This window comes from Alistipes onderdonkii, from assembly GCF_025145285.1.
GTDB lineage: Bacteria > Bacteroidota > Bacteroidia > Bacteroidales > Rikenellaceae > Alistipes > Alistipes onderdonkii.
This window is the reverse complement of record NZ_CP102251.1, coordinates 747,130-770,002: the sequence shown is the minus strand read 5'-3', so window position 1 is coordinate 770,002 and position 22,873 is coordinate 747,130. Positions and strand designations below refer to the sequence as shown.

Below are 22,873 nucleotides of genomic sequence, written 5' to 3'. Positions count from 1 at the left end.
CGTTATTTTTTAAGTTCCAGAGTTTCCCATTCGATAATTTCGCCCTGCCGGGTAAGGGCTTTTACCGCTATCTCCGTCCGCTCTCCGTCGATGGCCGCCGTATGTTCGAACGGATAGTGGGTGTCTTCGGTCTGCCGTCCGTCGATGGTGAACCAGACTTTCTGCAACTGCGTGTCGTCTTTGGTTAGATAGACGAATACGTTGTTTGCAGCCCGGCCGAAGCTGATCCGCATGCAGCGTACGGCGTCATCCTGCGTCGCGGCGTAAGAGGTTTGCCACTGTTTGCCAGCCGTGAAGAGTGCGGCGAGCTGCGGCCGAATCGGGGTTGGGGTTTCGATCCTGACTGCGGCGATCCCGTTTCCGGTGACACGGATCGGAAAACGTCCGTCGACGAGTGGCCCCGATACGCCCCTGCCGCCTATGACCTGTGTCCTGTAATGCCGGCCTTTCGAATGTCTGCTCAGGGCGTAATCCAGCGCGACCTCCGTTTCGACCGTTTCCGGAGACTGGTTCATGAAAACGATGTACAATGCGTCGTCGTCGACGGCCGAAATGTAGTTGAGTTGCCGGTCGGCCGGTGCCGCCAGCCCCGTCGGCATCCACAACCGGGCTTCGTGGCCGTAGACCGTGCCGGGGAGGTGACCGTAGAATTTGCTTTGCAGATAAGCGTATCCTTCGATGAATTCACCCGGGAAATTCACCTGTCCGTCGCTTCGGTACAGGGCCTGCGTGACGAGGAAGTCGTAAAGCAGCGATATGTGCGGCATGATGTGGTTGTAGTGGAAGGAGTTGGCGCCCAGTTTCATGTGTTCCCGAAGCGGGTAATCCGCCTTTTCGTATACGGTCGTGCGGGCCGTGTTGATGTGGTAGCCCGGGAAGTTGCGGTAGCGCCCTATGACGGCGTGATCCGCCGTGCGGGCCAGGAATTCGTCGCCCGTGTAATGCGCCAGCCGCAGCATCCATGCGGCATAGTTGGCCATGAAGATACCCCGATGCCCGGTACTCGTGCCCGAGGATTCCGGGGTGAGTCCGATTTCCGAAAGCCGCCATGCCGGAACCCGTTCGGCGGGAGCGTCCATCTGCGCATGCCCTTTCGATTTCAGGTATTGGTAGTGCGGGGCCTTCCCGTCGGGATTGACCAGAATGTTCCGATCCGGGACGGCTGGGGAATACCAGATGTACTGCGTGTAGAGTTTGGCCCCGCGGTGGGCGGCCCGGAGATAGGCTTTGTTACCCGTCAGTTCGTACATTTCGAGCAGGTCGATCCATTTCGGGGCAAATCCCGTCCAGAAGAAAAATCCTCCGGCTTCAGGATCGCGGAAATCGGTGGCCGGCGTGTCGATGCGTCGGCGGATGTATCGGTCGGCTCCCGCAACGGCTTTTTTCAGGTATTCGGTCTCTCCGGTGGCCCGGTAAAGGTGCATGGCATTTTTCCATGTGCAGCCTTCTTCGACGACATCCAGATTGCGAGTGCGCGTGGAGCCGTACTCCTTTTTAGCGAAGGAGAGCAGGTAAGGGGCGCTGCCTTTCAGAATGCTGCAGAGCGCCGTCAGTTCCGAAATCGGACAGCAAGGGCCGTTCATACGCCGGGAAGGGTACTGGATGTTCTGTGTCGAATCGGCACAGAAGAGCAGCTTTTCGCGCGACAGCACGTATTCGTATACCGGCAGCGCCCTTTCGAGAAGCATTTTCCGGTTGTCGTTCAGGGCGGCGATTTCCAGCGGATTGAGACTTGAAACGTTTTTCACTGCGCCCGGAACATCCGTCGAATAGGTGCAGCCCTTTTCGTTGTCCAAAAAACGGCTGTAAGGGCCGAGTACGTAGGAGATCATGTTTTCGATCGTCTCGTTGAGCGAACCGAGCGCATTGTTTCGGTTGGTTGTAAAGCCGAACAGGTTCTCTGCGACATTCCGGAGCGCATCCGTGGTGTCGCCCCGCTGTCCGCAGAGCAGTGCGGAAAAAGTGAGTTCCCCGCCTGGGGCAGTTTCGGAGCCGATGCCGCCCGGAACCGGGGCGAACAGCATCGGTGATGCCAAGCCTTTGCGGTCGCGCACGGCGACGCCGAAACGGCTGTTGGCGGCTGTCGGCAGCGGATCGAACGGAAATTCGGCAGGGTGGGCCAAAATGCCGTATGTCGTATTGCGGGAGGTGATGAACGCCGAAGGGACGGGACATCGGAATGCGAGCGTGAGGTAACTTTTGTCGGGAAACCGTTTCTCCTGCCAGATCAGCGGCTGCCAGATTTCGTCGGTTCGCTCCGGCTCTGTTCCCGCGAAACCGGTGAATCCGACCGAATACCAGCCTCCGGTTTTCGCCGTGAGACGGTAGGTGAGAAGGGGATGTCCCGTCGTGGTGTCGGCCGTCAGCTCCGCTGTGATGCGGAAAAGGGCGTTTTCGGGGTAGCCGAAAGTGACTTTGTGCCCTCCTTCCGCACGGTGGGAGGAGGGACGGATGACGATGATGCGTCCTGAATTGAAAATGTCGGCCGTCCGCGATTCGACGGAACCCTCGAGTATCTCATCGTCGAAGCCGTCGCCCGACTGATCGGCCCTGCGATCCGTGCGGTTCAGATCCGGGCAGTCGCTGAGCCATGTAGCCACATTGTACTGTACGTCGGGGATGCCCGCCGGACGCATTTTCAGCTGCGGATCCGTAGCCGAAAAGAGGACGGTGAATTCCGGCAGGTAGTCGGGCAGGAGGTGCTGTCCGCCGAACACGACCGTATGATCGGGTTTCACCCTGAATTCCTGTGCCTGTGCCGGGCGGTATGCTCCCGCCGCGGCCAGTATGATCAGCAGTATGCAGCCGGCTCTTGTCATGGTTCGAGGTCGAATTTCAGGGTTTGTATTCCGTAGCCCGGAAGGGTGATGCCGAACGTTCCGTCGTTGCCCGGCATGATTTTACGGCCGGTTGCGGGATCAGCGGCCGAAGCGGTGTCGATGCGCCTGCCGGGAATGGCCGCGGGATGCACCGTCAGCGTCGTATGCTGTTTCCGGGGCGTGCTGTTCATCAGGATCAGACAGAGTCTGTTCCGATCCGTCGTTATGGCCGACAGAACTTCGATGTCGGTATTGTCTGCGTCGAACAGTCCTTTGACCATGGCCGGATTCGCCAGCTCTCCGTATACGGTTCCCGGTTTGAATCCGAAGATCCGCTGCGGCCCGACTTTCGGGGTCATGAAACCGCGGGGAAACGAAATTTGGCGGCCGCTCCGCATTTCTGCTTCGGCGAAGACGTAATCGGCGATCCATCCCAGTTGCCACCATGCATGGTGCGGGAAGGGGCCGGGCCCTCGGTCGAACTGGCTCCAGTAATAGGTTGCCATATGCGTGTCTGGTGCGAGGTGCGCTTCGCGGGCTGTGGCTGCAGCTCGCGCGAGGTCGAGGAAAAGCCGGTCACCGGTCTCTTCGTACAGCCTTACGAACATGCCGCAATGGCTGGTGAGCAGGATCGGGCCGCTCTTGACCGCCGATCCGGCACAGCCACCGTGCTCGAAGCAGAGCCCGACCTGACTGATCTGCCATTCCTGCATCTTCCGCCCTTTGTATTCGATTTCACGGTCGCTCGGTGTCGGGTGTGTATAGATTGACGTGGTGTACATCCGGGCCGTGCGGAGTGCGGCCTCCCGGTATTTGGCCTCTCCGGTCAGGTCGTGCACGTCGAGCAGGGCTTGCACGGCCTGTCCCGTGGCGAAATCATTGATGAAACGCGCGTCGCCGCAGACGCCGGTGAAGGCTCCCTTGTCCACGGCGTTGCGGACGAACCAGTCGGCGCCCCGTACCGCGGCATCGAGGTATTTCCGTTCTCCGAGCAGTTCGTAGGCGACGACGAAGCCGTAGAACGTGGGGCGAAGGTCTTGCAGGTCGGTGAACAGCGGTTTCCCGTCGTGTTTGCCGTATGCCACGGCAAAACCGCCGTCGGCCTGCTGCAACGACAGCAGCCGTTCGGCTCCGGCTTGGAAGCTGTTGCGCAGCAGCGAGTCGTCCCGCTCGAAAAGCAGGATGTTTCCCAAGTCCATGAGCGTATAGTACGTGATGCCGATAGGTTCGATATGGTCACCCCATTCTTCGACGAACTTTTTCTTTTTCCACAGGTAATACTGTCCCATGGCCGCGCCGTAGTTGGGATCGTCCGCCGGGGCCTGCTGCATCAGTTTGAAATTGCGCATGAAGGGGAGCCGCTCTTCGGTCAGCCGTGGATCGCCAGTCATCGAGGCGAGCATCCACGATGCGCCGATGTCGGAATTCTTCATGGCGTCGCGGTCGGATTCGACGACTCCCCCCAGATAGTCCTGCGCTCCGATGGTCAGCCCCTTGTAATCGGCGGTTCGCCAGAAAGAGAGCGAATCGTCGAGAATGTAGTCCCAGATCGCTTTCATGCGCTTGTAGAGAGGAATGGCCGTATGTTTGAGCGCGAGCGAGTTTCCCAGACCGTAAATGTCATAAACGGCGTGTTTGTGCAGTTCATACCATCCCTTGTCCGTCATGCTGACGCGGAATCCAAATCGGACGGAGTCGCCTGCCTGCCTTTCTGATCCGTCCTGTCCGAGCACCGGATAGTAGAGCGTCGGGGAGAGTTCTCCCTGCCGGTTCATGTGCGAAAGGCCGCACCGCCATGAGATGCCGTGCATGCGCTTGTCGCCCGTATAATCGGAACGGGAGTAGCCACTGTCGGGAATTAGCGCCAGTGTATTTCCCCCTTTTTCGGTCATGGACGTAATCATCGTGGTGACCGTATTGTCGTTGCATACCACCGGAAGGTGGGGCAGCCCTTGTCCGTACATGTAGGCGAGGTGGAATACGGGCTGGATGTAGTCGCCTTGGAAGAAACCCGGAACAACGCTCCAGCCGAGCCGCTCTTCGGGAAGTATGGCCAGTGTGGGTGTGCTCACCGAATAGTATCCCTTACGCGTTGGATAGAATACGCTTTCGACGCGTATGTCCGCCGGATAATCCGGGTCGGGACTCCATGTCGTGCGCAGGCGTCCCAGTTCGTTTCGGGCTTCGAAGCAGACGGTGCGTCCCTTCTTCCAGCCTTTTTCAGGGTAAAAGCGCAGTGCTTCGCCCGCACGGTTCATCGGCACGGAGGAGGTCGCCTTGTTGAAATCCTTGGCAATGTAATGGAACCGTGCAATGTCGAAGTCCATGGTGTCGCCGCTGCGGTTGGTAATCGTTTCCGGCTCCGTCGAGGGCTTTTCGTTGCTGAAGAGTATCGTATACGCCCCGTCGGGCAGTCCCCAGCAACGGCCTTGGCGGTCGGTAATCCGTGAAATTTTCCATCCTTCCGCAGTCTGCTCCCAGCGAATTTCCAGTTCTTTGTTCCTGACGGTCAATTCGTCAGAGGATGTGCAGGCGGTCGACAGCAACAGGACGAATGCGGAGAATATTTTGAAGTGCGGTTTCATGGCGTCGGTTTCTGATTCGAAGTTGTACAATTTATTCGACAAGGATACCCATCAGGGCCTTGTGTTTTCCGGGTTCGGAATCTTCCGGCCAGAAGCGGATTGAACGCAGCCTGTGCGGAGTGTCCAATGCGATCGTATTGCAGCTCTGGTGGTTTCCTTCCGTGTGGGACAGGAGGTTTCCGTTGCTGTCGGTAATGCGGTATTTGCGGATACATTGGGGCATCACCGAATCAAAATGCTCCATTTGCACGTTTTCCAGCGCGTGGTCGAAATCGGTGTCGAAGAACAGCCGGATTTGTTTGATCTCCCGCTCTTCGCCGAAATCGATGCGGATCGACGGCGTTTCGTCGTCGGGAGCCGGGATCCAGCCGTTGGGCTGTATGTAGGGACGGAAATAGCCATTGAGGAGGTTCTCCGCCCCGAAGCAGGTCAGCGGCGCGGAGAATTCGAGTGCGATGTTTTTTCCTTCGGGACGGCGCTTGGGACACCAAAATTCGAACGTATCGACTCCGATGTCCTCTGGCGGAACCTGCCTGCCGAAATTGGAGACCGCGGGATTGACGGTATTGAATACCGAAGTCAGGCCGGAGACGATCTCCGAACTCATCGGAATGCTAACGTCGGGATTGGCCATGAAGCAGATGAAGACGTATTGCGGTGCGTCGTAGCGCATTCCGAAATCGACGGTCAGCCTGTTTTCTCCTTCCCGGAGGTCGAAATCGAGCCGCTTGTCGGTCGTGTCCGGGGTGTAGTTGCCCCTGCGCGACGAACTGCGCAGTTCGACCGTCAGCCGGGTCGCCTTGTCCGCTTTTACGGTAAGACTGATGACCGGAACCGGGGCGCTGACCGGGATAAGCTCGGCGGCGGAGCAGTCCAGTCGGAAACAGGTGCCGTCGGGGTGCAATTCTCTGAGCGCAAACTCGCTGGATGCGGTAATCCGGGCTGTCGGGGGCAGCATGCCGCGGCCGAACCGCTCTCCCGGCAGAAAATGCCCGGTTCGGAGCAGTGCGGACTGCAGTTCGCCGATGCGTTCCTTGTCGATAAGGTCGGACGGTTTGAGTTTGTCGCGCAGGGCGATTGCGGCCGCCATACCGATCGCCTGACCTCCGTGTGCGGCAGTGCACATGACGCGCGTGGAGCCGTTGGCTACATGGCTGACGCTGATGATGCGGCCTCCGATGAAGAGGTTGTCTACGTCGGGCGTCACCAGACAGCGGTAAGGAATTTGGTAGATGCCCTTGCTGTGCCACTGGTTGCAGGCCCGTCCTGTGCCGTAAACGCCGTCGGCGGGGTGAAGGTCGATCGACCAGCCGCCGAACGAAACGGCGTCGTATTGTTCATGCTGTTCGATTATGTCCTGCTGGGTTAGCATGTAATAGCCTTTGAACCGCCGGCTTTCGCGTTTGCCGGGGAAAAGCCCGACCCATTCGAGCGTGTAATTCTCCATTTCCGGGAATTTGCCCGAATTTTTGATGTGATTCCAAACGCCGTAGACGATTTTCCAGAGTTCGAATTTGATTTTTTCGGTATCCCGGATCGTGTCCAGCCGTCCGCCGTACTCCAGCCACCAGTATTTGCAGCCGTGCTGCGAGGTGTTGAAATATTCCGGATTCCGGAGCCGAGGGATTAGCTCCTCAACCTCCTTCAGAGCGAATTCGGGAGCTTCGAAGCGTACGGGGCAGCCCGTGTCCTTGATGTAGAACAGGATGCTGTGTCCCAGCAGTTCGCCGTATTCGTTTTTGTCGGGTGCGAACTTCTCCCCGTATTCTTCGCGGTCTTCGGCTCCCATGCGATATTCGGCTCCTGCCATGTAGGCGAGCGCGCCGTCACCCGAACAGTCGGCGAAAAGATCGCCTTCGATCGTGTGGTACGTTCCGGTTTGCGGGTTGAACGCCGTGACCGATCTGACGGTGCGGTCGGATATCTCGGCGTCGTATACGCATGTGTTGAGGTAAAGCGTGATGTTCGGCTCGGAGAGCACCTTGTCGATGAGCACCATGTCGAACAGGACGGGATTGCCTTCCCGGTTGCGGAACGTGTTCTCGACCAGTATTTCGTCGATGACGCCCCCTTCGCGTGACCAGCGATTGTTATTGCCCATGTGCGAGGTGGCCCCCAGTGCCCACAGGCGGACTTCGCTCGAAGCGTTGCCGCCCAACACGGGACGATCCTGAATCAGTGCGACGTCGGTGCCCGCACGGGCTGCGGTAATGGCGCAGCATACGCCGGTAAGGCCTCCGCCGACGATCACCAGACTATGACGGCTGCATACTTTTGCCGATTTGCGTTTTTTTTCGAATTCTCCGATAAACATATGTTTATTTGTTTTTTGTCGTGAGGAAAATCAGGCCGCCCAATACCGTCAGAACGATACCCGTCGTGAGAGGAACGAGGGTCTCACCGCCGGATACGAGCGCGATAAGGGAGATGAAACAGCCCGAAATCGCCGCTCCGATGCCGATGATGCGGATGCTGTTGTTGTTATCCGTCCCGGCGTCCTCGGCGGCGGGTGCCGCAGTACTCTCTGCCGCAGGCATCGGGACGCAGATGCGCGAGCCGGACAGTTTATGATAAATTTCATAGCCGGCCAACAGCAGCGCAGGGAAGAGCACCCCGACCAGCATCTCTTCTGCCCGGCTGAGCGAGAAGCCGACGGTGGTGGGTGCGATGAATTTGAGTAACGCATTGACGGTCAGACTGGTGACGGTCGTGCTGAGGATCGCCCTGCCGTTCAGATTCTTGGAGAAAAGGCTCCAGATCAGCGGCAGATAGAGGGGAACTCCGGTAAGGGCCGCCACGCTGATTACGACATTGACGATGCCGCCCATCTTGGGGATAAGCAGTGCCACGGCGATGGCCAGCACTCCGAAGCCGAGTGTGGAGATGCGGGCGACTTTCATCAGCGTCGTCTCCCCGGCGGAGGGACGTAGCCGTTTGAATATGTCGTTGGTGAAGACGCCTGCTGAGATATTCAGCGTGGCATTCAGCGAGCTTGCGGTTGCGAAGATCATGCCGCCGAGCATGAGTCCGAGCATGCCGGCGGGCATCGTCTGTTTGCACATCAGCAGGTAGGCGTTTTCGTTTTCGAGTCCCGAGAGTCCGGGTTCGAAGACGCGGTAGATCATCGGCGGAAGCATCCACAGGATCGGGCTGAAGGTATACAGCACGCCGAATAGCATGCCTACCTTCTTCGCATCCTTGGGTGTGCGCACGCTCGTATATCGCTGGACGTAAGCCCAGTTCCCGCCCAGAAAGAAGAGGTTGTAGAGCATGAATGCGACAATGAACACCCAGTTGTATTCTCCTGCAAAGACGGTGAAGAATCCCTCCGGAACCCGTGCGAGGAATTCGGTAACGCCGCCCACTTCGCCGAACGCGAGCGGAATGACGATAATGACCGCGGCGAAGAGGATGATGAATTGCAGCACATCGGTTACGACCACGGCGCGAAGGCCGCCGAGTGAGACGTATATCATACAGAACAGTCCGAGTATCAGGATGCTGGACGAGAGCGGAATCCCGGCGGCCACTTCGATGATTTTGGCGATCGGATAAAGAAAGGAGCCGGTGGTGAAGATCGAGATGAAAAGGAAAATGTAGGTGTAAAGCTTTTGCGTAGCGGTTCCGTAGCGGCGTGTGATGTATTCGGCGGCGGTAAGGCAACCCGTTTTGTTCCAACGAGGGGCGATAAGCAGGCCGACGGCGAATCCGGCCACGGCCATCGTGAGTTGTATGGTGACGGCGACAAAGCCCATTGAGTAGGCGATCGACCCCCATACCACGAATGTCCCGGCCGAAAAGAAGCCCATGAACAGCGACAGTCCGCTGATCCACCAAGGGACATTGCCTCCTCCGGCGAAAAAACTCTTCATATTTTTGCCGGTCGAGGAGAACAGCGAACCGACGAACATGATGCCCGCCGCAAAAACGGCAATGGTTATGTAGTCCAGAATTTCCATAGCTCGGGTTGTAGTTTACGAACAAAAATAGAATATGCCGGAAGATATTCCGCACAATCGGCAAATAAAATCTTCGGGAACGATTTCGGGAACGATTGCGATTGCCGGGAGCGGTTGCGGAGCTGTCGGTTGCAGGACAGGGCGGTGCGCAGGCGAGTCCATTGCACCGAACCGATTTATTACTATCTTTGCAGGGCGGCCGGACACCTCAGTCAGACGCTGCGCCGGATCGTGTTAATAAATTATATATGGTAAGCATCATCGTTGCCGTGGCCGAAAACGGCGTGATCGGGGATAAGAATACGTTGCTCTGGCATATTTCCGAAGACCTGAAACATTTCAAGGCCGTCACGACGGGGCATCCCGTGATCATGGGCCGCAAAACCTACGAATCGCTCGGGCGCCCGCTCCCGAACCGTACCAATGTGGTCATTACGCGGCAGCAGGCGGAGATTGCCGGTTGCACGGTGGCGCATTCGCTCGGCGAGGCCCTCGCGCTGTTCCCCGGGGACGACGAGGTCTTCGTCATCGGCGGCGCGCAGATTTATGCGCAGGCCCTGCCCCTGGCCGACCGCTTCTACCTGACGCGCGTGTTCCGCGCTTACGAAGGCGATACGCATTTCCCCGAGTGGGACGAAGCGCAGTGGCGGCTTCTGTCGTCCGAATCCTTCGCATCGGGTGCCAACTACCCTTATCCTTTCGCGTTCGAGACCTACGAGCGCCGGCGAAATTAGGTATTTATACCACTGCACGGCTCGCCCGTATTCCCTACCTTTGCACTGCAAAGGTTTTTTTGTTGCATCCGGGACGGTTTCGTGCCCGGTGAAAGGTGAGATTATGGGAAAATATTTCGATATGCTGATGGAGGACGTACGGATGAAGGAGGGCCTTCACTCGTGCATGAACTGCGGTGTCTGCACGGGCGTATGCCCCGCGGCCGAGTTCTACAACTACGATCCCCGTCAGATCGTCAATATCGTGCAGACGCGCGACGACGATGCCATCGAGGAGTTGCTGAAAAGCGATACGATCTGGTATTGCGGCGAGTGCATGTCGTGCCGCCCGCGCTGTCCGCGCGGCAATACGCCGGGGTATGTGATTCAGGCGCTGCGCACACTGTCGCAGAAGCTGGGTTTCTTCGTCGAGAGCGAGAAGGGACGCCAGCAGCTGGCCCTCAAGCGCATCATCGGCGAAAATATCCTCCGCACGGGCTACTGCATCGTACCGCGGTTGGTGAAGCCCGAGCTGCACCCCGAGCAGGGAACCGTGTGGCAGTGGATCTACGATAACGACAAGGAGGTCTACGGACAGTTCACGCCCGTATACATGCGCCACGGCGCGGGTGCCCTGCGCCGTCTGGACGAACAGTCGCTCGAGGAGATCAACAAGATCTTCGAAGTCAGCGGCGGCAAGGAGATGTTCGACTCCATCGAGGAGCATTCCGACCGCAAGGCCCGGGAACTGGGCTACGGGGAGGGTGCCGACCAGCAATACATGATGGATGTCTTCCTCCATAATAACAACGAACATTATTGACAGATGATAAAGCGAAAGAGTTGGCAGGATTACCAGAAGGAGATTGCCGACGACCACTATTACTATGCCCGCAGCTGTATCCGGCAGAATTTTTTCCCGGGCAGCGAAAAACTGTTCATAGACATGCTGCGCAACGACTTGGGGCGGGATCTTACGGATGACCCGCTCCACTCGTCGTGCACGGGAATCGGTTACCATTCGGATATCGTGCCGCTCGAAACCATCATGACGGTCGTGGCACGCCAGTTCGCGCTGATGACCGAAGCCGGGTATGAGAACCTCGTGTCGTCGTGCATCACTTCGTTCGGTGTCTATTCGGAGATACTGGCCACGTGGCACGAGTTTCCCGAAACCGAGGAGAAGGCGCGCGAGAACCTTTACAAAGCCACCGGGCGCGAGTTCCGCAAGCCTGCGAGCCTGGCGCATACCTCGGACATCGTTTTCCATTTCCGCGAGCAGATCGCCGCACGCGCAAAGCATAAGCTGGTAAACGCCCAGACCGGGGAGCCGCTGCGCGTGGTGGAGCATATCGGTTGCCACTACGCCAAGATATTCCCCAAGTCGGGTATCGGCGGTTCGGAATTCCCCTATGTGCTGGCCGGCATGGTCGAGTCGTGGGGCGGCCAATGCGTGGACTACCCCGAGCGGCGGCATTGCTGCGGGTTCGGGTTCCGCAACTACCTGGTGCAGGCCAACCGCGGCTATTCGATCGCCAATTCGCACAAGAAACTCGAAAGCATGGCGCCCTACAAACCCGATTTCATCGTGGCCAACTGCCCGGGGTGCGCGATGTTCCTCGACAAGTGGCAGTATGCGATCGCCGAGATGGAGGGTACGACCTACGGCGAGAACGGCCACGGCATTCCGGTGCTGACCTACGAGGAGATGGCCGGACTGGTGCTGGGCTACGACCCGTGGGTGCTCGGAATGCAGATGCACCAGGTCGACGTCGAACCCCTGCTCGACAAGATGGGCGTCGAATACGACCCCGCGGCCAAATACCTCGGCCGCAACGGAAAATATATCGGTAAACCCGCGTCGGCTGTGGTCAATTGCTGCCCGACGGACACAATATACGACATCAGAGAATAATGAAGCGAGTTGCAGTCATAGGCGGCGGCGTAGCGGGCATGCAAACGGCCCTGCGCCTCGCAGAACAGGGCGTCGAGCCCGTAATCATCGAAAAGGAGGCCGAATTAGGCGGCAAGCTCCGGGGATGGCATGTGCTGTTTCCGTCGTTCACCCCGGCGTCGGAGATACTCACCGAACTGCGCCGCCGCATTGCCGAGCGCGGGATCGAGGTGATGACCCGTACCGAAGCCAGGGGGTTCAGCCGCGAAGGGGTTCAGCTCCCGGACGGGCGTATGCTGGCATGCGATTCGGTCGTGGTCTGCTCGGGCTTCACGCTTTTCGATGCCTCGATCAAGGAGGAATACGGCTACGGCATCTACGACAACGTTTTTACGACGGTCGACATCGAGCGGATGCTCAACGAGGGCCGCGTGGCGAAAGCCGACGGTTCGCGCCCTAGGCGCATCGCTTTTCTGCACTGCGTGGGCTCGCGCGACGAGAAGGTTTGCCAGCAGCATTGCTCGAAGGTATGCTGCATCACGGGGGTGAAGCAGGCCATGGAGATGCGGCAGATGTTTCCCGAGGCCGACGTGTTCAATTTTTACATGGATATCCGCATGTTCGGCCCCGGTTACGAGGAGATGTACCGCGAGGCACAGCAGAAATACAACATTCATTTCATCCGCGGGCGTATTTCGGAGGCGAGCCCGATGATCGACGGACGCGTACAGATCAAGGCCGAGGATACCCTCACGGGACGTCCGCTGCGCATGAGCGTCGACATGCTGATCCTGATCGTGGGGATGCGTGCCAACGATGACAACGCCGCTTTCGCCGAGGGTGCCGGGCTGAACCGTGCGCCGAGCGGCTTCATGGCGCCGCGCGACATGTTCCTCGGCAACGTGAAGAGCAATGTCGAGGGTATTTTTTATGCCGGGACGGTCACGGCGCCGAAGAATATCGGAGAGAGTCTGAACGAAGGGACGGCCGCCGCCGATGCTGCGGCCCGGTATGTAGGGGTTTAGCATATGGCAGCGATCAATTTCGGATATACCATTTCCAAGCCGCGGGCAATCGACATCGACCGCAACAACCTGCGCAAGAGCGACGAGATCCTGCGCGAGATGCCCGAGTTGCAGGCCTGTATCGGTTGCGGCGCCTGCACGGCGGTCTGTACGGCGGGCAATCTCACGGAATTCAACTTCCGCAAGGTACATACGCTGGTGCGGCGCGGCGAATACCAGGGGGCTTACGAGGAGATGAACAAGTGCATGCTGTGCGGCAAATGCCGTCTGGTATGTCCGCGCGGGATCAATACGCGCGGCGTGGTGATGCTTATCAAACGTAAACTGGGGGACTTCTGACGATGACTTTTTTCGCACCATTCTGCATACCTTTCATGGTCGGCGCCGCGGTGATGTTCATCGTGTTGCTGTGGAAGTGGGGCCTGTGGCTCTACCGCCTGCCGCTCGCCGACAAGAAACGGATCCTGTTCGGGCTGCCGACCCGCCGTACCTTCTCGGCGATAGGGGAGGTGGTCAGCGAATCGCTGCTCCACCGCAGGATCTTCAGGGTCAACCCGCTGTTGGGCTACATGCACATGAGCCTGGCCTTCGGCTGGTTCCTGCTGATCGCCGTGGGGTGGATCGAGACCGTCGCCTACCTCGGGTTCCGCTATGTGCCGTTGCAGGGGCATGTCTTCTTCAAGTACTTTTCGACGGGGCTCCAGCATAAGCCGGTCTTCGATTTCCTGATGGATCTGTTGCTGCTGTTCGTCCTGTCGGGCGTAGCGCTGGCCTGGGGCAAGCGCTTTTTCTCGAAGAGGATGGGCATGCGCCGCACGACCAAGCATGTGCCGGGCGACCGCATTGCGCTTTCGGCCCTGTGGTTCGTATTCCCGGCGCGCCTGATCGCCGAAAGCACGACCTGCGCCCTTTATGGCGGCGGGGGATTCCTCACCGGTTCGCTGGGCGGATGGATGGCTGCGCACATGAGCACCTTCGTGCTGATAAACCTCGAAAGCGTGGCGTGGTGGTTCTACTCCTCGTGTCTCGGTGTTTTCTTCGTGGCGCTGCCGTTCTCCCGTTACATGCACATCTTCACGGAGATACCCTTGATCTTCCTGCGCCACTACAAGCTCCGCTCGACCGAAAAGGAGGGGTCGTTCGACAACTTCCAGGTCGAGGCCTGCTCGCGCTGCGGCATTTGTATCGACCCCTGCCAGTTGCAGAGCGTGCTGGGCATCGACAACGTGCAGTCGGTCTATTTTCTGCGCGACCGGCGATATAAGATGCTGCGCCTGCAGGTGGCCGACAATTGCCTGATGTGCGGACGCTGCGCCGAGAAATGCCCGGTGGACATCGACCTCAATACGCTGCGCCTCAATTCCCGCGATACGATGCGCAATGTCCCCGACGAAAAGCGCTACGGTTATTTCAAAGGGTTAGACCGCTCGTCCGGCGAGGGGAAGGTGGGCTATTTCGCCGGGTGCATGACCCTCCTGACGCCCCGTACGATGTCGGCGATGGAAAAAGTATTCCAGGCCGCCGGCGAAGAGGTCTGGTGGGCCGACCGCGATGGGGGCGTCTGCTGCGGACGCCCGTTGAAACTGGCCGGTGAGACGGATTCGGCGCGCAAGATGATGCGCTACAATACGGAGTTGTTCCGCAAGCACGGCATCACGACGCTCGTGACCTCGTGTCCGATCTGCCTCAAGGTTTTCCGTGAGGATTATGCGCTCGAAGGGGTCGAGGTGCTGCACCATTCGGAATATATCCTGCGTCTGATGAAGGCGGGCCGTCTCAAGGTCGGGCACGGCTCGACACGTTATACCTACCACGACCCCTGCGAATTGGGACGCGGCAGCGGGATTTACGACGATCCGCGTGCCGTGATCGGGGCTGTCGGGGAATTGCTCGAACCCGCTGAAACCCGCGAAAACGCCCCCTGCTGCGGCTCTTCGGTCGCCAATACGGCGATCTCCGACGGTCAGCAGGTGCAGATCGCAAAATCCGTGGCCGGGCAGTTGGAAGCTACCGGAGCCGAGGTGATCGTCACGGCCTGCCCGCTTTGCAAAAAAGCCATCGGGCGCGGTACGAAAGGGGAAGTCCGCGACCTGGCGGAGATTGTCGCAGCCAATATCCGCTGATTGGGAATGACGGTGTGTGTTGCGGATGGGGTCTGCAGACGGTGTGTGCGTTTTCATCCGGCCCTGTTCCGGGTGGCAGGAAATCTGTGGAAAAATCAGCGTGGGGCTAACCTGCGAAAAATAATAAAATATTTTTTTTGCGGCTGATAGATAGTACGATAAGCGGTGTGCGGAGGGAACATGCGCAGAATTATTTGTAAAGTCCGAATATTTGTCTTATCTTTGCACACGCAAAAGCGATAGTACAACACTGAAGATATATCGCGGGATGGAGCAGTTGGCAGCTCGTCGGGCTCATAACCCGAAGGTCGGAGGTTCGAGTCCTCCTCCCGCTACCAAAGGGGCTAAACAGCAATGTTTGGCCCCTAATTTTATGCTCTGTAAAGTGGTTAAGTGTCTTATAATCAGTGAATAAGTAAAATTGCTATATTTTAAGATATTTTAGTAATTAACCAAAATCGGGGCATTTTAGGGGTTCTTTGGAATACCGGGCAAAATCTGAAAATCTCGGTATTCCAGACTTGTAATGAAAAGTATTCCAGCAGGTTATAAAACAATCTGCTGACTATGGTTGAAATATTACGAATCACTTACTATCTCTATGAATTTAAGCGTACAAAGCAAGGAGAGGTACCTATCTATTGCAAGCTGACTACTGACGGGATTAACCGTCAGCAATTCTCTACCCGGTTGTATATCAGACCTGAAATTTGGGACAAAGACGCTCAATGTGTCCGTGGAACCTCGGAAGATGCCGTATTGATTAACCGTCGGTTACAGGACATCACCGTCGAGCTGAAAAGCATTGAGCGTAAATTATACGAAGCAGATGGAAATGTTTCACTCGATGAAATTTATTCTCTTTATAAGAATAAGACTGCCAATGAGCATACATTGTGTGGAATTTTCCGGGAACGTATAAAGCGGATGGAATCTCTCGTAGGCAAAGAATATTCACCTTCTACGTTGCAAAAATTCCGAGAGGTATTCGCCCACGTGGAGCGATATATCCAGAATTTATATAAGAGTACGGACATTCCGATACGCCGTGTGGATTATTTTTTCGTAAAGCAGTTCGAGGACACCCTATTATCTCAAGGACTGAAAGCGATTACTATAAATAAAATCATGCAGCGGCTGCGTCAGATGGTCGTATATGCGTTCAAGTGTAACTATATCCAACAAGACCCATTTGTTGAATATAGACCTTTAAAAGAGCGAAAACGGCTGGTATTCCTTACGCAGGAAGAATTGAAATTGTTGGAAGATTATCATTTTGCCCAACAACGGTTGGAAGAGGTGAAGAATATCTATCTTTTCTCCGTCTATACTGGATTGGCTTATCATGAAGCGCAAGCCCTGCAACCGAAACATATTGTCAAGGGTTTCGATGGGCGAAACTGGATTAATCTGGTACGTCAGAAAACAGACCGGGAGATTGCTGTTCCACTGCTTCCTCAGGCCGAAAAATTAATAATTTGGTTTGAAAAGTTTTGTAAGGTAAATGAGTATGTGCAACCGCGCATCTCTAATCAAAAGGTCAATTCCTATTTGCGGGAAATAGCGGAGGTTGTGGGTATCGACAAAAAACTGACCCACCATACAGCCCGTAAAACCTTTGCAACGACGATTTTGCTCTATAACGATGTGCCTATTGAAGTTGTGAGCAAATTACTTGGTCACTCCGATATTTCAGTTACCCAGCGCTCCTATGCGCAGGTTCTAAATAAGAATATCAGCAATCATATCGGGCGGTTGGAAAAGGTGCTTGATATGTAATAAAAGTGCTGATAACCAGCAAAATAGTTGTTGAATTATTTGGAAATCTCGAATATTTTTCGTATATTGTTAATACAGTTAAAGACTTATAGTCAGGTCTTTACATTGCCCGATGCAATCGGAAGCAAGTATAGTTTGGGGATAGCCCGTGTGTATGCATGGGCTTCCCTCGTTTAACACCCCATAGGAGAAGTATGGGGATAATACATATTGATATGGTAACAAAAAGAGTTTTCCAATCATTGTCTGCCATAACGCTTGGGCGTCATAAAATGAATGACCCGCGTTATGAATTCCTGACCGAAGAGAAAAACGGAGAGGTAGTCAGTTGTATCGTCAATAATGCGGAGATAAAGGATGTACCCGGAATCGATTATGAGTTGAGCATAAATCCGGATTATCCGGACAAGATAGATGCACTCCAAATTATTATCAATGATGAAAGCAAGAAGTTAGGGGATGTTTTCATGCAGTTGCCCTACGGAGTAATTAAGAAGAACGTTCCCGGCATTGGTGCTACAACGCTGGCGCTGCGTTCGCCGAACAACTGTATCGTTGTGTGTCCCACCAAAGCTTTGGCATATGAGAAATATCTGACGGGCATAGACCCTCAAACGGGGAGAAATCCGTATTTATATGTGGGCGGCGGATTTGGGGATATAAAACAATCCCCCTCCTCGAAAGCTATCAATAAGTATTTGTCAAATGAGACGATACGCTATAAAAAGATTTTGGTCGTAGCAGACAGTCTTCGGAAAGTAATGGAGAAAATCGAGCCGAGGCTTCGGGATTGGTATATAATGGTGGATGAGATTGATTCTTATCAGTCGGATAGTACTTATCGGAATCGTGCTTTGGGCTGGGTAATGGACTATTTCTTCAAATTTCCGGAACGCCAACGCTGTCTGGTATCTGCGACAATGCGCCCGTTTTCCAATCCGGAGATATTGAAAATGCCCGTTATCGAAGTGAATTTCAGGTGATTGATTAAGCGCGAGGTGAAGCTGTTATATACAAACGACGTCCATTTGACAACAGCCCAAACGATAATCCGCTTGCGTGACATGTACGGCTCAGGGCATAAAATTGCGGTCGCATATAACAGGATATCGGCTATCCGGGCTGTCATCAATCTGCTGCCGGAAGAATTAAGGACGGAATGCGCAATCTTGTGCAGTGCGCAAAGCCAAAGTGAAGCAGGAGCTTATTATGCGAATTTAGAGGGGACGTGTCTTCCCAAGCCAATTACATTTATAACGTGTACCTACTTCGTTGGAGTTGATATTGACGAGCGATTTCACCTATTATCCGTATCGGATATCAAGCAGATATATACGATTCTTTCACCGGAAAAAATGTTGCAGATTGCAGGCCGATGCAGGCATCCCCAAGGTCTATATGATGAAACGATTATCTACAACTCCTCTTCAAAATTGAATGAACGCTATACTGTATACAATAAAAATAAGCTGTTGTGTTTGGCTGATGAACTATGTAATATGTATAATGCGACTGTTAAAATATATGAAAATTTTAATGGCGTATTGACGTACAGTTTCTTGAGTTCAATGCAGTCGTTGATTCGTCAATCCAAGCAAACATTCTACGGAAGTACGCCTGTCAGTCTGATTCGGAAGAGTATTCATGGAAATTATGTGATATCCTACTTCAATATCGATGCTCTTGTTGAATTCGTACGATTGCGAGAATCGATTTACCTGAAACCAGACGGTTTGATTGAAGCATTGGGAAAAACATGCCGTGTCGTTGACTGGGAAAAAATGTGGCATGAAAACGGTGAGGCTACTCAAAAAGTTGTTGCGGCAACAAATAAGGATTTAAAAGAGCTGCAGTACCAGAGTGTCGATGAGGTTGTCGATGAAATCAGGCGGATGCATAAGCAGAGAACAGACTGTATCTCGGCTTATATGAAGCCTTTCAAGTGTAAATGCAATCGAACTCAACGCGGATTTGTCGAGCGTTATGAGAAATTATCGCAGTATGTCCCATTTGAAAATCTGGTACAAAGGCTTTCGGATATGAGGGACAAAAGCAACGCTTGGTACAAATGGTATCACAATGCGGTTATCTTCAATGCACTGGCAGAGAATCACCCATTCAAACAAGTTATCAAAGCGAGCTTTAAGCCAGAAACAAAGTGGTGCTCTTTAGATATTCAGGAGCATTTAAATGTCATTTTCGAACAAATGGGGATGAAACCTATTAAAGAGGAGCGTGAAGCTGTGAAATGGCTAAAATGCCTGTGTACCTTGCAGCGAAATAAGGATGCCGTCAAGGGCAACTATTATATAGTTAAAAATTACTGTTCCGAAAAATACCTGAATTGTGAGATTGCACAAACAATTTCGATGGCAACTCCGATTAACGAAGAATTCAAACTCTAGTACTCACTTATATCAATATATTTATATATAAATATTATAAGTTGAGTGAGTAATTGAGGATATAAAGGCTTGTCAGTAATGGCAGGCCTTTCATTTTATGGGGTACTTGAATCAAGTAAAACAGTAATCCCCAACGTAGGATAATCATATATATAATTCAATCTTGATTTTCAGAAACTTTTAACCGTAATTTGCACCTACAATACCCCAAGAGTGTGTTGTATTTCAAAAACATTTTCTAACTTTGTGATACCGTTCGTCAGAGCGGTGACATATTGATTGATGAAAGTGTTTAGCTTCATCCTGTACTGGGAATCTGGTAAATTTTAAGGACAGGGATAGGCAATACAAACACTCATCACTTGCGTAGATATATCATTCTTGATATACTGCCCAAGTGTGGGGTATTGTTTATTTGTCCTATGGCATACCAGAGCCTCCAGTACGATAAACTAACAACTCCACACTTTCTTTTTATAATCACCCGAATCGGAGTTGGGCGGGAATAGTTCTAAAACTATGACTACTAATTTAAATGAGAACCTGACTGTGATAAGCCAACAACCGTTCGCATTCACATTAATCAATTTATTAAAAGATAAAGGAGTAATAACAACTGGGATAACGATTCCATTTATAATAGGTGCATATAAAATTGCAAAACATGATTCAATAGAAGTAAATCTAAAATTTATACAGGAGGTATTTGCTGATATTGTAGCAACAGCCAAGGATACTAAATTTTTTATATGCACGTGTAACCATATTAATCAACATGTAATTACAATTTTGACACAAGAGGATACAGATGTGACCGGACATTATTCTACGTATCAGCATATTAAAAATAGTGATGGCGCCCCTGTCCTTTATTTTGAAGAAAATTTTGATATCGCTTATCCTTCATTAGATAAGATAAGTCAATTTTATTGGCTGAAATATGAACATATCCTCAAAGAACAAGTTTATTCATATCAATTAACTGAAAATAAATGGATTAAATTCTCTGATATAGAACTAGGATGTATTATATCTGCATTTTCATCTTGTGAAGAGGCTAAAGAAATCATTCGACCACGCATTTCTAAAAATGTTGCTAGGATATATTATTTTTGGTGTGTCCTCAATATTCTACTGTTACTTCGTGGATTAGCTTACGGAGATGATTTTGATCGTCAAATTAAACGTTGGTTTCCTTTTGAAGGCGATTTAGACCGTTATGATATTAGTGAATTTATTCTTTATTGTGCCATAATCCCCCTCGTGTTACGTTGGATTTATAAAGGATGGAAAAAAGTCGAATGTAAATACTATAAAGACTAATTAAAATAGATTAGTCCTAACTCACTCGAATAGAACCGGGATAGAATTACTGTAAATAATAATGCAACTGATTAACTGTATGCTATGGCAGTTCTTCGATTTTATTGTCTGGCTTGCGGTTACACCGATTGCTGTGTAGGTCATCGTTGGGAAGATGAAACGCCATTAGCCAAATTTACATCCTTTACTTGTAAAGATTGCAAACGCTTATGCGATAATCGTTATCTGAAAGGTCAGCCCAATACCTTGATATATGCTTCAACCGGGCAGATATATTGGGAATACATACCCAATGAACCTTTTTGCATGTGGTGTGGTTCAAAGAATGTCGAGGAGTGGAGCGAAGATAATCCGGTGTGTCCTAAGTGTGGAGGGGTAATGAAATTGTTATTAACAACCTAAAAGATTAAATTATGACTCGTGAAGAAAAATTGAAATTTTGTTCTGTATGTAAGTATCAATGTCTGGATATAAAAAGGGGAATAGTATGTGGTTTGACTAATGAATATGCAGATTTTGATACCAAGTGTAAAAATATGGAGATAGATGCAGAAATTGCTTCTACTAAAAGTCAAATTTCTTATTTTGAATTACATGAGGTGCCTTGGTATAAAAGCATAATCAGCTCTATTGTTGATACATTTTTAATTACAACGTTAGGAATTTTATTGTTGGTGCTCCCATTAGAACGATTTTTCTTATCGATTAATGTCGTATTTTTATCAATACTATTATGGGTTGAGTTCTACCTCTTTTTCTTTGAAAGTTTATGGTGTAGAACTCCCGGCATGATGGTAATGGGACTGCGAATTTCTATGCTTGATGGTTCTCGGCCATCATTAAATAGAATTATGTTGCGAACTATATGTTTTCCTCTCAATATTATACTTATCATTACAGGTTTTAAGTGGCGGGCGCATAATGGCCAGATTATTTGGTTGCATGATAAAATTTCAAGAACCTATATCGTAGATCCGAGTAATAGCCTGTACTAGATAAATTCAATAAACAAGTATTCAGAAACAGAAATCCCAACACTTTTTTAATTTCCAAACTTAATAATCATGAAAAAGAACTACTATTATGCCATTGTTATCATGATGTTAGCAAGTATGCTTTCATCATGTTCGAAAGAATTTTATCAAGTATTGACGGCCGAATCTCAATCGGTCGAAACCCAACAAACCGATATGGTTTATGAGGATGAGAATTGTAAAATAACGTATAATTTGTGGGCTTCTCATGGAAACGCCGGATTTATATTCTACAATAAGACAGATAAAAACATAATTGTGAATTTGCAAGAAAGTTTTTTCATTTTCAATGGCTATGCTAATAATTACTACTTGGATCGGACTTATGTGTATGGCAAGTCTACTCGTGTAGGCTTCGGAAAATCATTTGGCAAATCTGCAAACTATTCCGAGACTTTATCCGGAACTCTTTATGGAACATGGCTTGGATATGACGCAAGTGTATCTGCGAGTGCATCGGGTGCTATTGGAGTATCTCAAAGCAGTGCAGCCCAAATACAGGCAGAAACGAATGCTTCGGTGGAAATCAAGGAGCAAAACAAGGTTTGCATTCCTCCTAAAACAGCAAAGTTGTTCTATGAGTATCAAATTCTTGATAATATTTATCGGGAATGCGGACTCTTGCTTGCTCCCAAGAAATCGGGAGTGAAGCATTTGAAATATACAAATGCCAATTCTCCTATAAAGTTTGGTAATGTAATCTGTTATAAAATTGGAGAAAATGGTTTGCCCATTGTTGTGAATAATGATTTTTATGTTGCAGATATTGTGAATATTACCGCAGGGGCGTTTGCCACAGATATTAAAATCGAGAAAGATTGTATGGGGAAATCTTACAGAGCAAGCCGATATAAGACAGTTTGCAAGGAACAGGCTCCGAATAAGTTTTATATTAAATATATTCAAAATGCCAAGAATCCGGATGTATATTAACTGAAAAGGTTATCGAATTCATCCCTGCATTCTCCAGAATGTGGGGATTTTTACTCACTTACTTGTATATAGAATAATAAAGTAAGTGAGTATGAAGGTTGCTGTCAAACATCCATTCAGCCCGTTATTATAATAGGGGTTTACTCATTCAGATTAATTATTTTATATAAAAATTTATGTTTGAGTGAGTAACCTTGCCTTTCTCCGGGCTTTTTCTCCTGCAATATGAGAATCAAGTAACTACGGCTATTAAAATGATATAACCGAATATCCTCTGTCCC

16 protein-coding genes and 1 tRNA gene are annotated in these 22,873 nt (G+C 51.8%); 13 read left to right on the top strand and 4 right to left on the bottom strand.

The genetic code is table 11. The features are described from left to right. Positions 1 to 2: 2 nt before the first annotated feature. Genes NQ559_RS03295 through NQ559_RS03280 form a run of 4 tightly spaced genes read right to left on the bottom strand, consistent with a single transcriptional unit; the run spans position 3 to position 9,363 of the window. A complete protein-coding gene (locus tag NQ559_RS03295) occupies positions 3 to 2,819 on the bottom strand; it encodes a glycoside hydrolase family protein (protein ID WP_018696675.1) in 2,817 nt (938 codons plus the stop codon). Continuing rightward, a complete protein-coding gene (locus NQ559_RS03290; RefSeq protein WP_033395293.1) occupies positions 2,816 to 5,404 on the bottom strand; it encodes a glycoside hydrolase family protein in 2,589 nt (862 codons plus the stop codon). The genes NQ559_RS03295 and NQ559_RS03290 overlap by 4 nt, the downstream gene beginning before the upstream one ends. A 31-nt stretch (positions 5,405 to 5,435) precedes the next feature. Beyond that, entirely contained in the window at positions 5,436 to 7,718 is a 2,283-nt protein-coding gene (locus tag NQ559_RS03285; protein WP_018696673.1) for an FAD-dependent oxidoreductase, read from the bottom strand. Positions 7,719 to 7,722: 4 nt separating this feature from the next. Further along, positions 7,723 to 9,363 (bottom strand): sodium:solute symporter family protein, encoded by a 1,641-nt coding sequence (locus NQ559_RS03280; RefSeq protein WP_018696672.1) that lies wholly within the window; start codon positions 9,361 to 9,363, stop codon positions 7,723 to 7,725. A gap of 248 nt (positions 9,364 to 9,611) precedes the next feature. Here NQ559_RS03280 and NQ559_RS03275 point away from each other — a divergent pair, with 248 nt between their 5' ends. The 13 genes from NQ559_RS03275 to NQ559_RS03215 all read left to right on the top strand — a co-directional run bounded on the left by NQ559_RS03275 (position 9,612) and on the right by NQ559_RS03215 (position 22,592). Further along, the gene (locus NQ559_RS03275; RefSeq protein ID WP_018696671.1) at positions 9,612 to 10,097 is read left to right on the top strand and encodes a dihydrofolate reductase; all 486 of its coding nucleotides are present in this window, start codon (positions 9,612 to 9,614) and stop codon (positions 10,095 to 10,097) included. 103 nt (positions 10,098 to 10,200) lie between these two features. After that, on the top strand, positions 10,201 to 10,899 hold the full coding sequence (locus NQ559_RS03270) for a 4Fe-4S dicluster domain-containing protein (protein ID WP_026318521.1): 699 nt from the start codon (positions 10,201 to 10,203) through the stop codon (positions 10,897 to 10,899). A gap of 3 nt (positions 10,900 to 10,902) precedes the next feature. Beyond that, a complete protein-coding gene (locus NQ559_RS03265) occupies positions 10,903 to 11,991 on the top strand; it encodes a heterodisulfide reductase-related iron-sulfur binding cluster (protein ID WP_018696669.1) in 1,089 nt (362 codons plus the stop codon). Further along, entirely contained in the window at positions 11,991 to 12,995 is a 1,005-nt protein-coding gene (locus tag NQ559_RS03260; RefSeq protein WP_018696668.1) for an FAD-dependent oxidoreductase, read from the top strand. The genes NQ559_RS03265 and NQ559_RS03260 overlap by 1 nt, the downstream gene beginning before the upstream one ends. Before the next feature lie 3 nt (positions 12,996 to 12,998). After that, a complete protein-coding gene (locus tag NQ559_RS03255; RefSeq protein WP_018696667.1) occupies positions 12,999 to 13,334 on the top strand; it encodes a 4Fe-4S dicluster domain-containing protein in 336 nt (111 codons plus the stop codon). Between the two features lie 2 nt (positions 13,335 to 13,336). Beyond that, complete coding sequence (locus NQ559_RS03250; RefSeq protein WP_018696666.1) at positions 13,337 to 15,118, top strand: (Fe-S)-binding protein; 1,782 nt, start codon at positions 13,337 to 13,339, stop codon at positions 15,116 to 15,118. Positions 15,119 to 15,380: 262 nt separating this feature from the next. Continuing rightward, a tRNA-Met gene (locus NQ559_RS03245) sits at positions 15,381 to 15,456 on the top strand. A gap of 229 nt (positions 15,457 to 15,685) precedes the next feature. Further along, the gene (locus NQ559_RS03240; protein WP_018696665.1) at positions 15,686 to 16,897 is read left to right on the top strand and encodes a site-specific integrase; all 1,212 of its coding nucleotides are present in this window, start codon (positions 15,686 to 15,688) and stop codon (positions 16,895 to 16,897) included. 215 nt (positions 16,898 to 17,112) lie between these two features. Next, complete coding sequence (locus NQ559_RS03235) at positions 17,113 to 17,880, top strand: DEAD/DEAH box helicase family protein (RefSeq protein WP_154654055.1); 768 nt, start codon at positions 17,113 to 17,115, stop codon at positions 17,878 to 17,880. A gap of 45 nt (positions 17,881 to 17,925) precedes the next feature. Next, a complete protein-coding gene (locus NQ559_RS03230) occupies positions 17,926 to 19,302 on the top strand; it encodes a hypothetical protein (protein ID WP_154654054.1) in 1,377 nt (458 codons plus the stop codon). 519 nt (positions 19,303 to 19,821) lie between these two features. Beyond that, positions 19,822 to 20,625: a hypothetical protein gene (locus NQ559_RS03225; RefSeq protein WP_154654053.1), complete on the top strand. Its 804-nt coding sequence runs from the start codon at positions 19,822 to 19,824 to the stop codon at positions 20,623 to 20,625. 413 nt (positions 20,626 to 21,038) lie between these two features. After that, positions 21,039 to 21,620, top strand: coding sequence for an RDD family protein (locus NQ559_RS03220; protein WP_083923874.1), 582 nt, complete (start codon positions 21,039 to 21,041; stop codon positions 21,618 to 21,620). Between the two features lie 69 nt (positions 21,621 to 21,689). After that, positions 21,690 to 22,592 carry a hypothetical protein gene (locus tag NQ559_RS03215; RefSeq protein WP_018696662.1) on the top strand — a complete coding sequence of 301 codons (903 nt, stop codon included), beginning with the start codon at positions 21,690 to 21,692 and terminating at the stop codon, positions 22,590 to 22,592. Positions 22,593 to 22,873 lie beyond the last annotated feature (281 nt).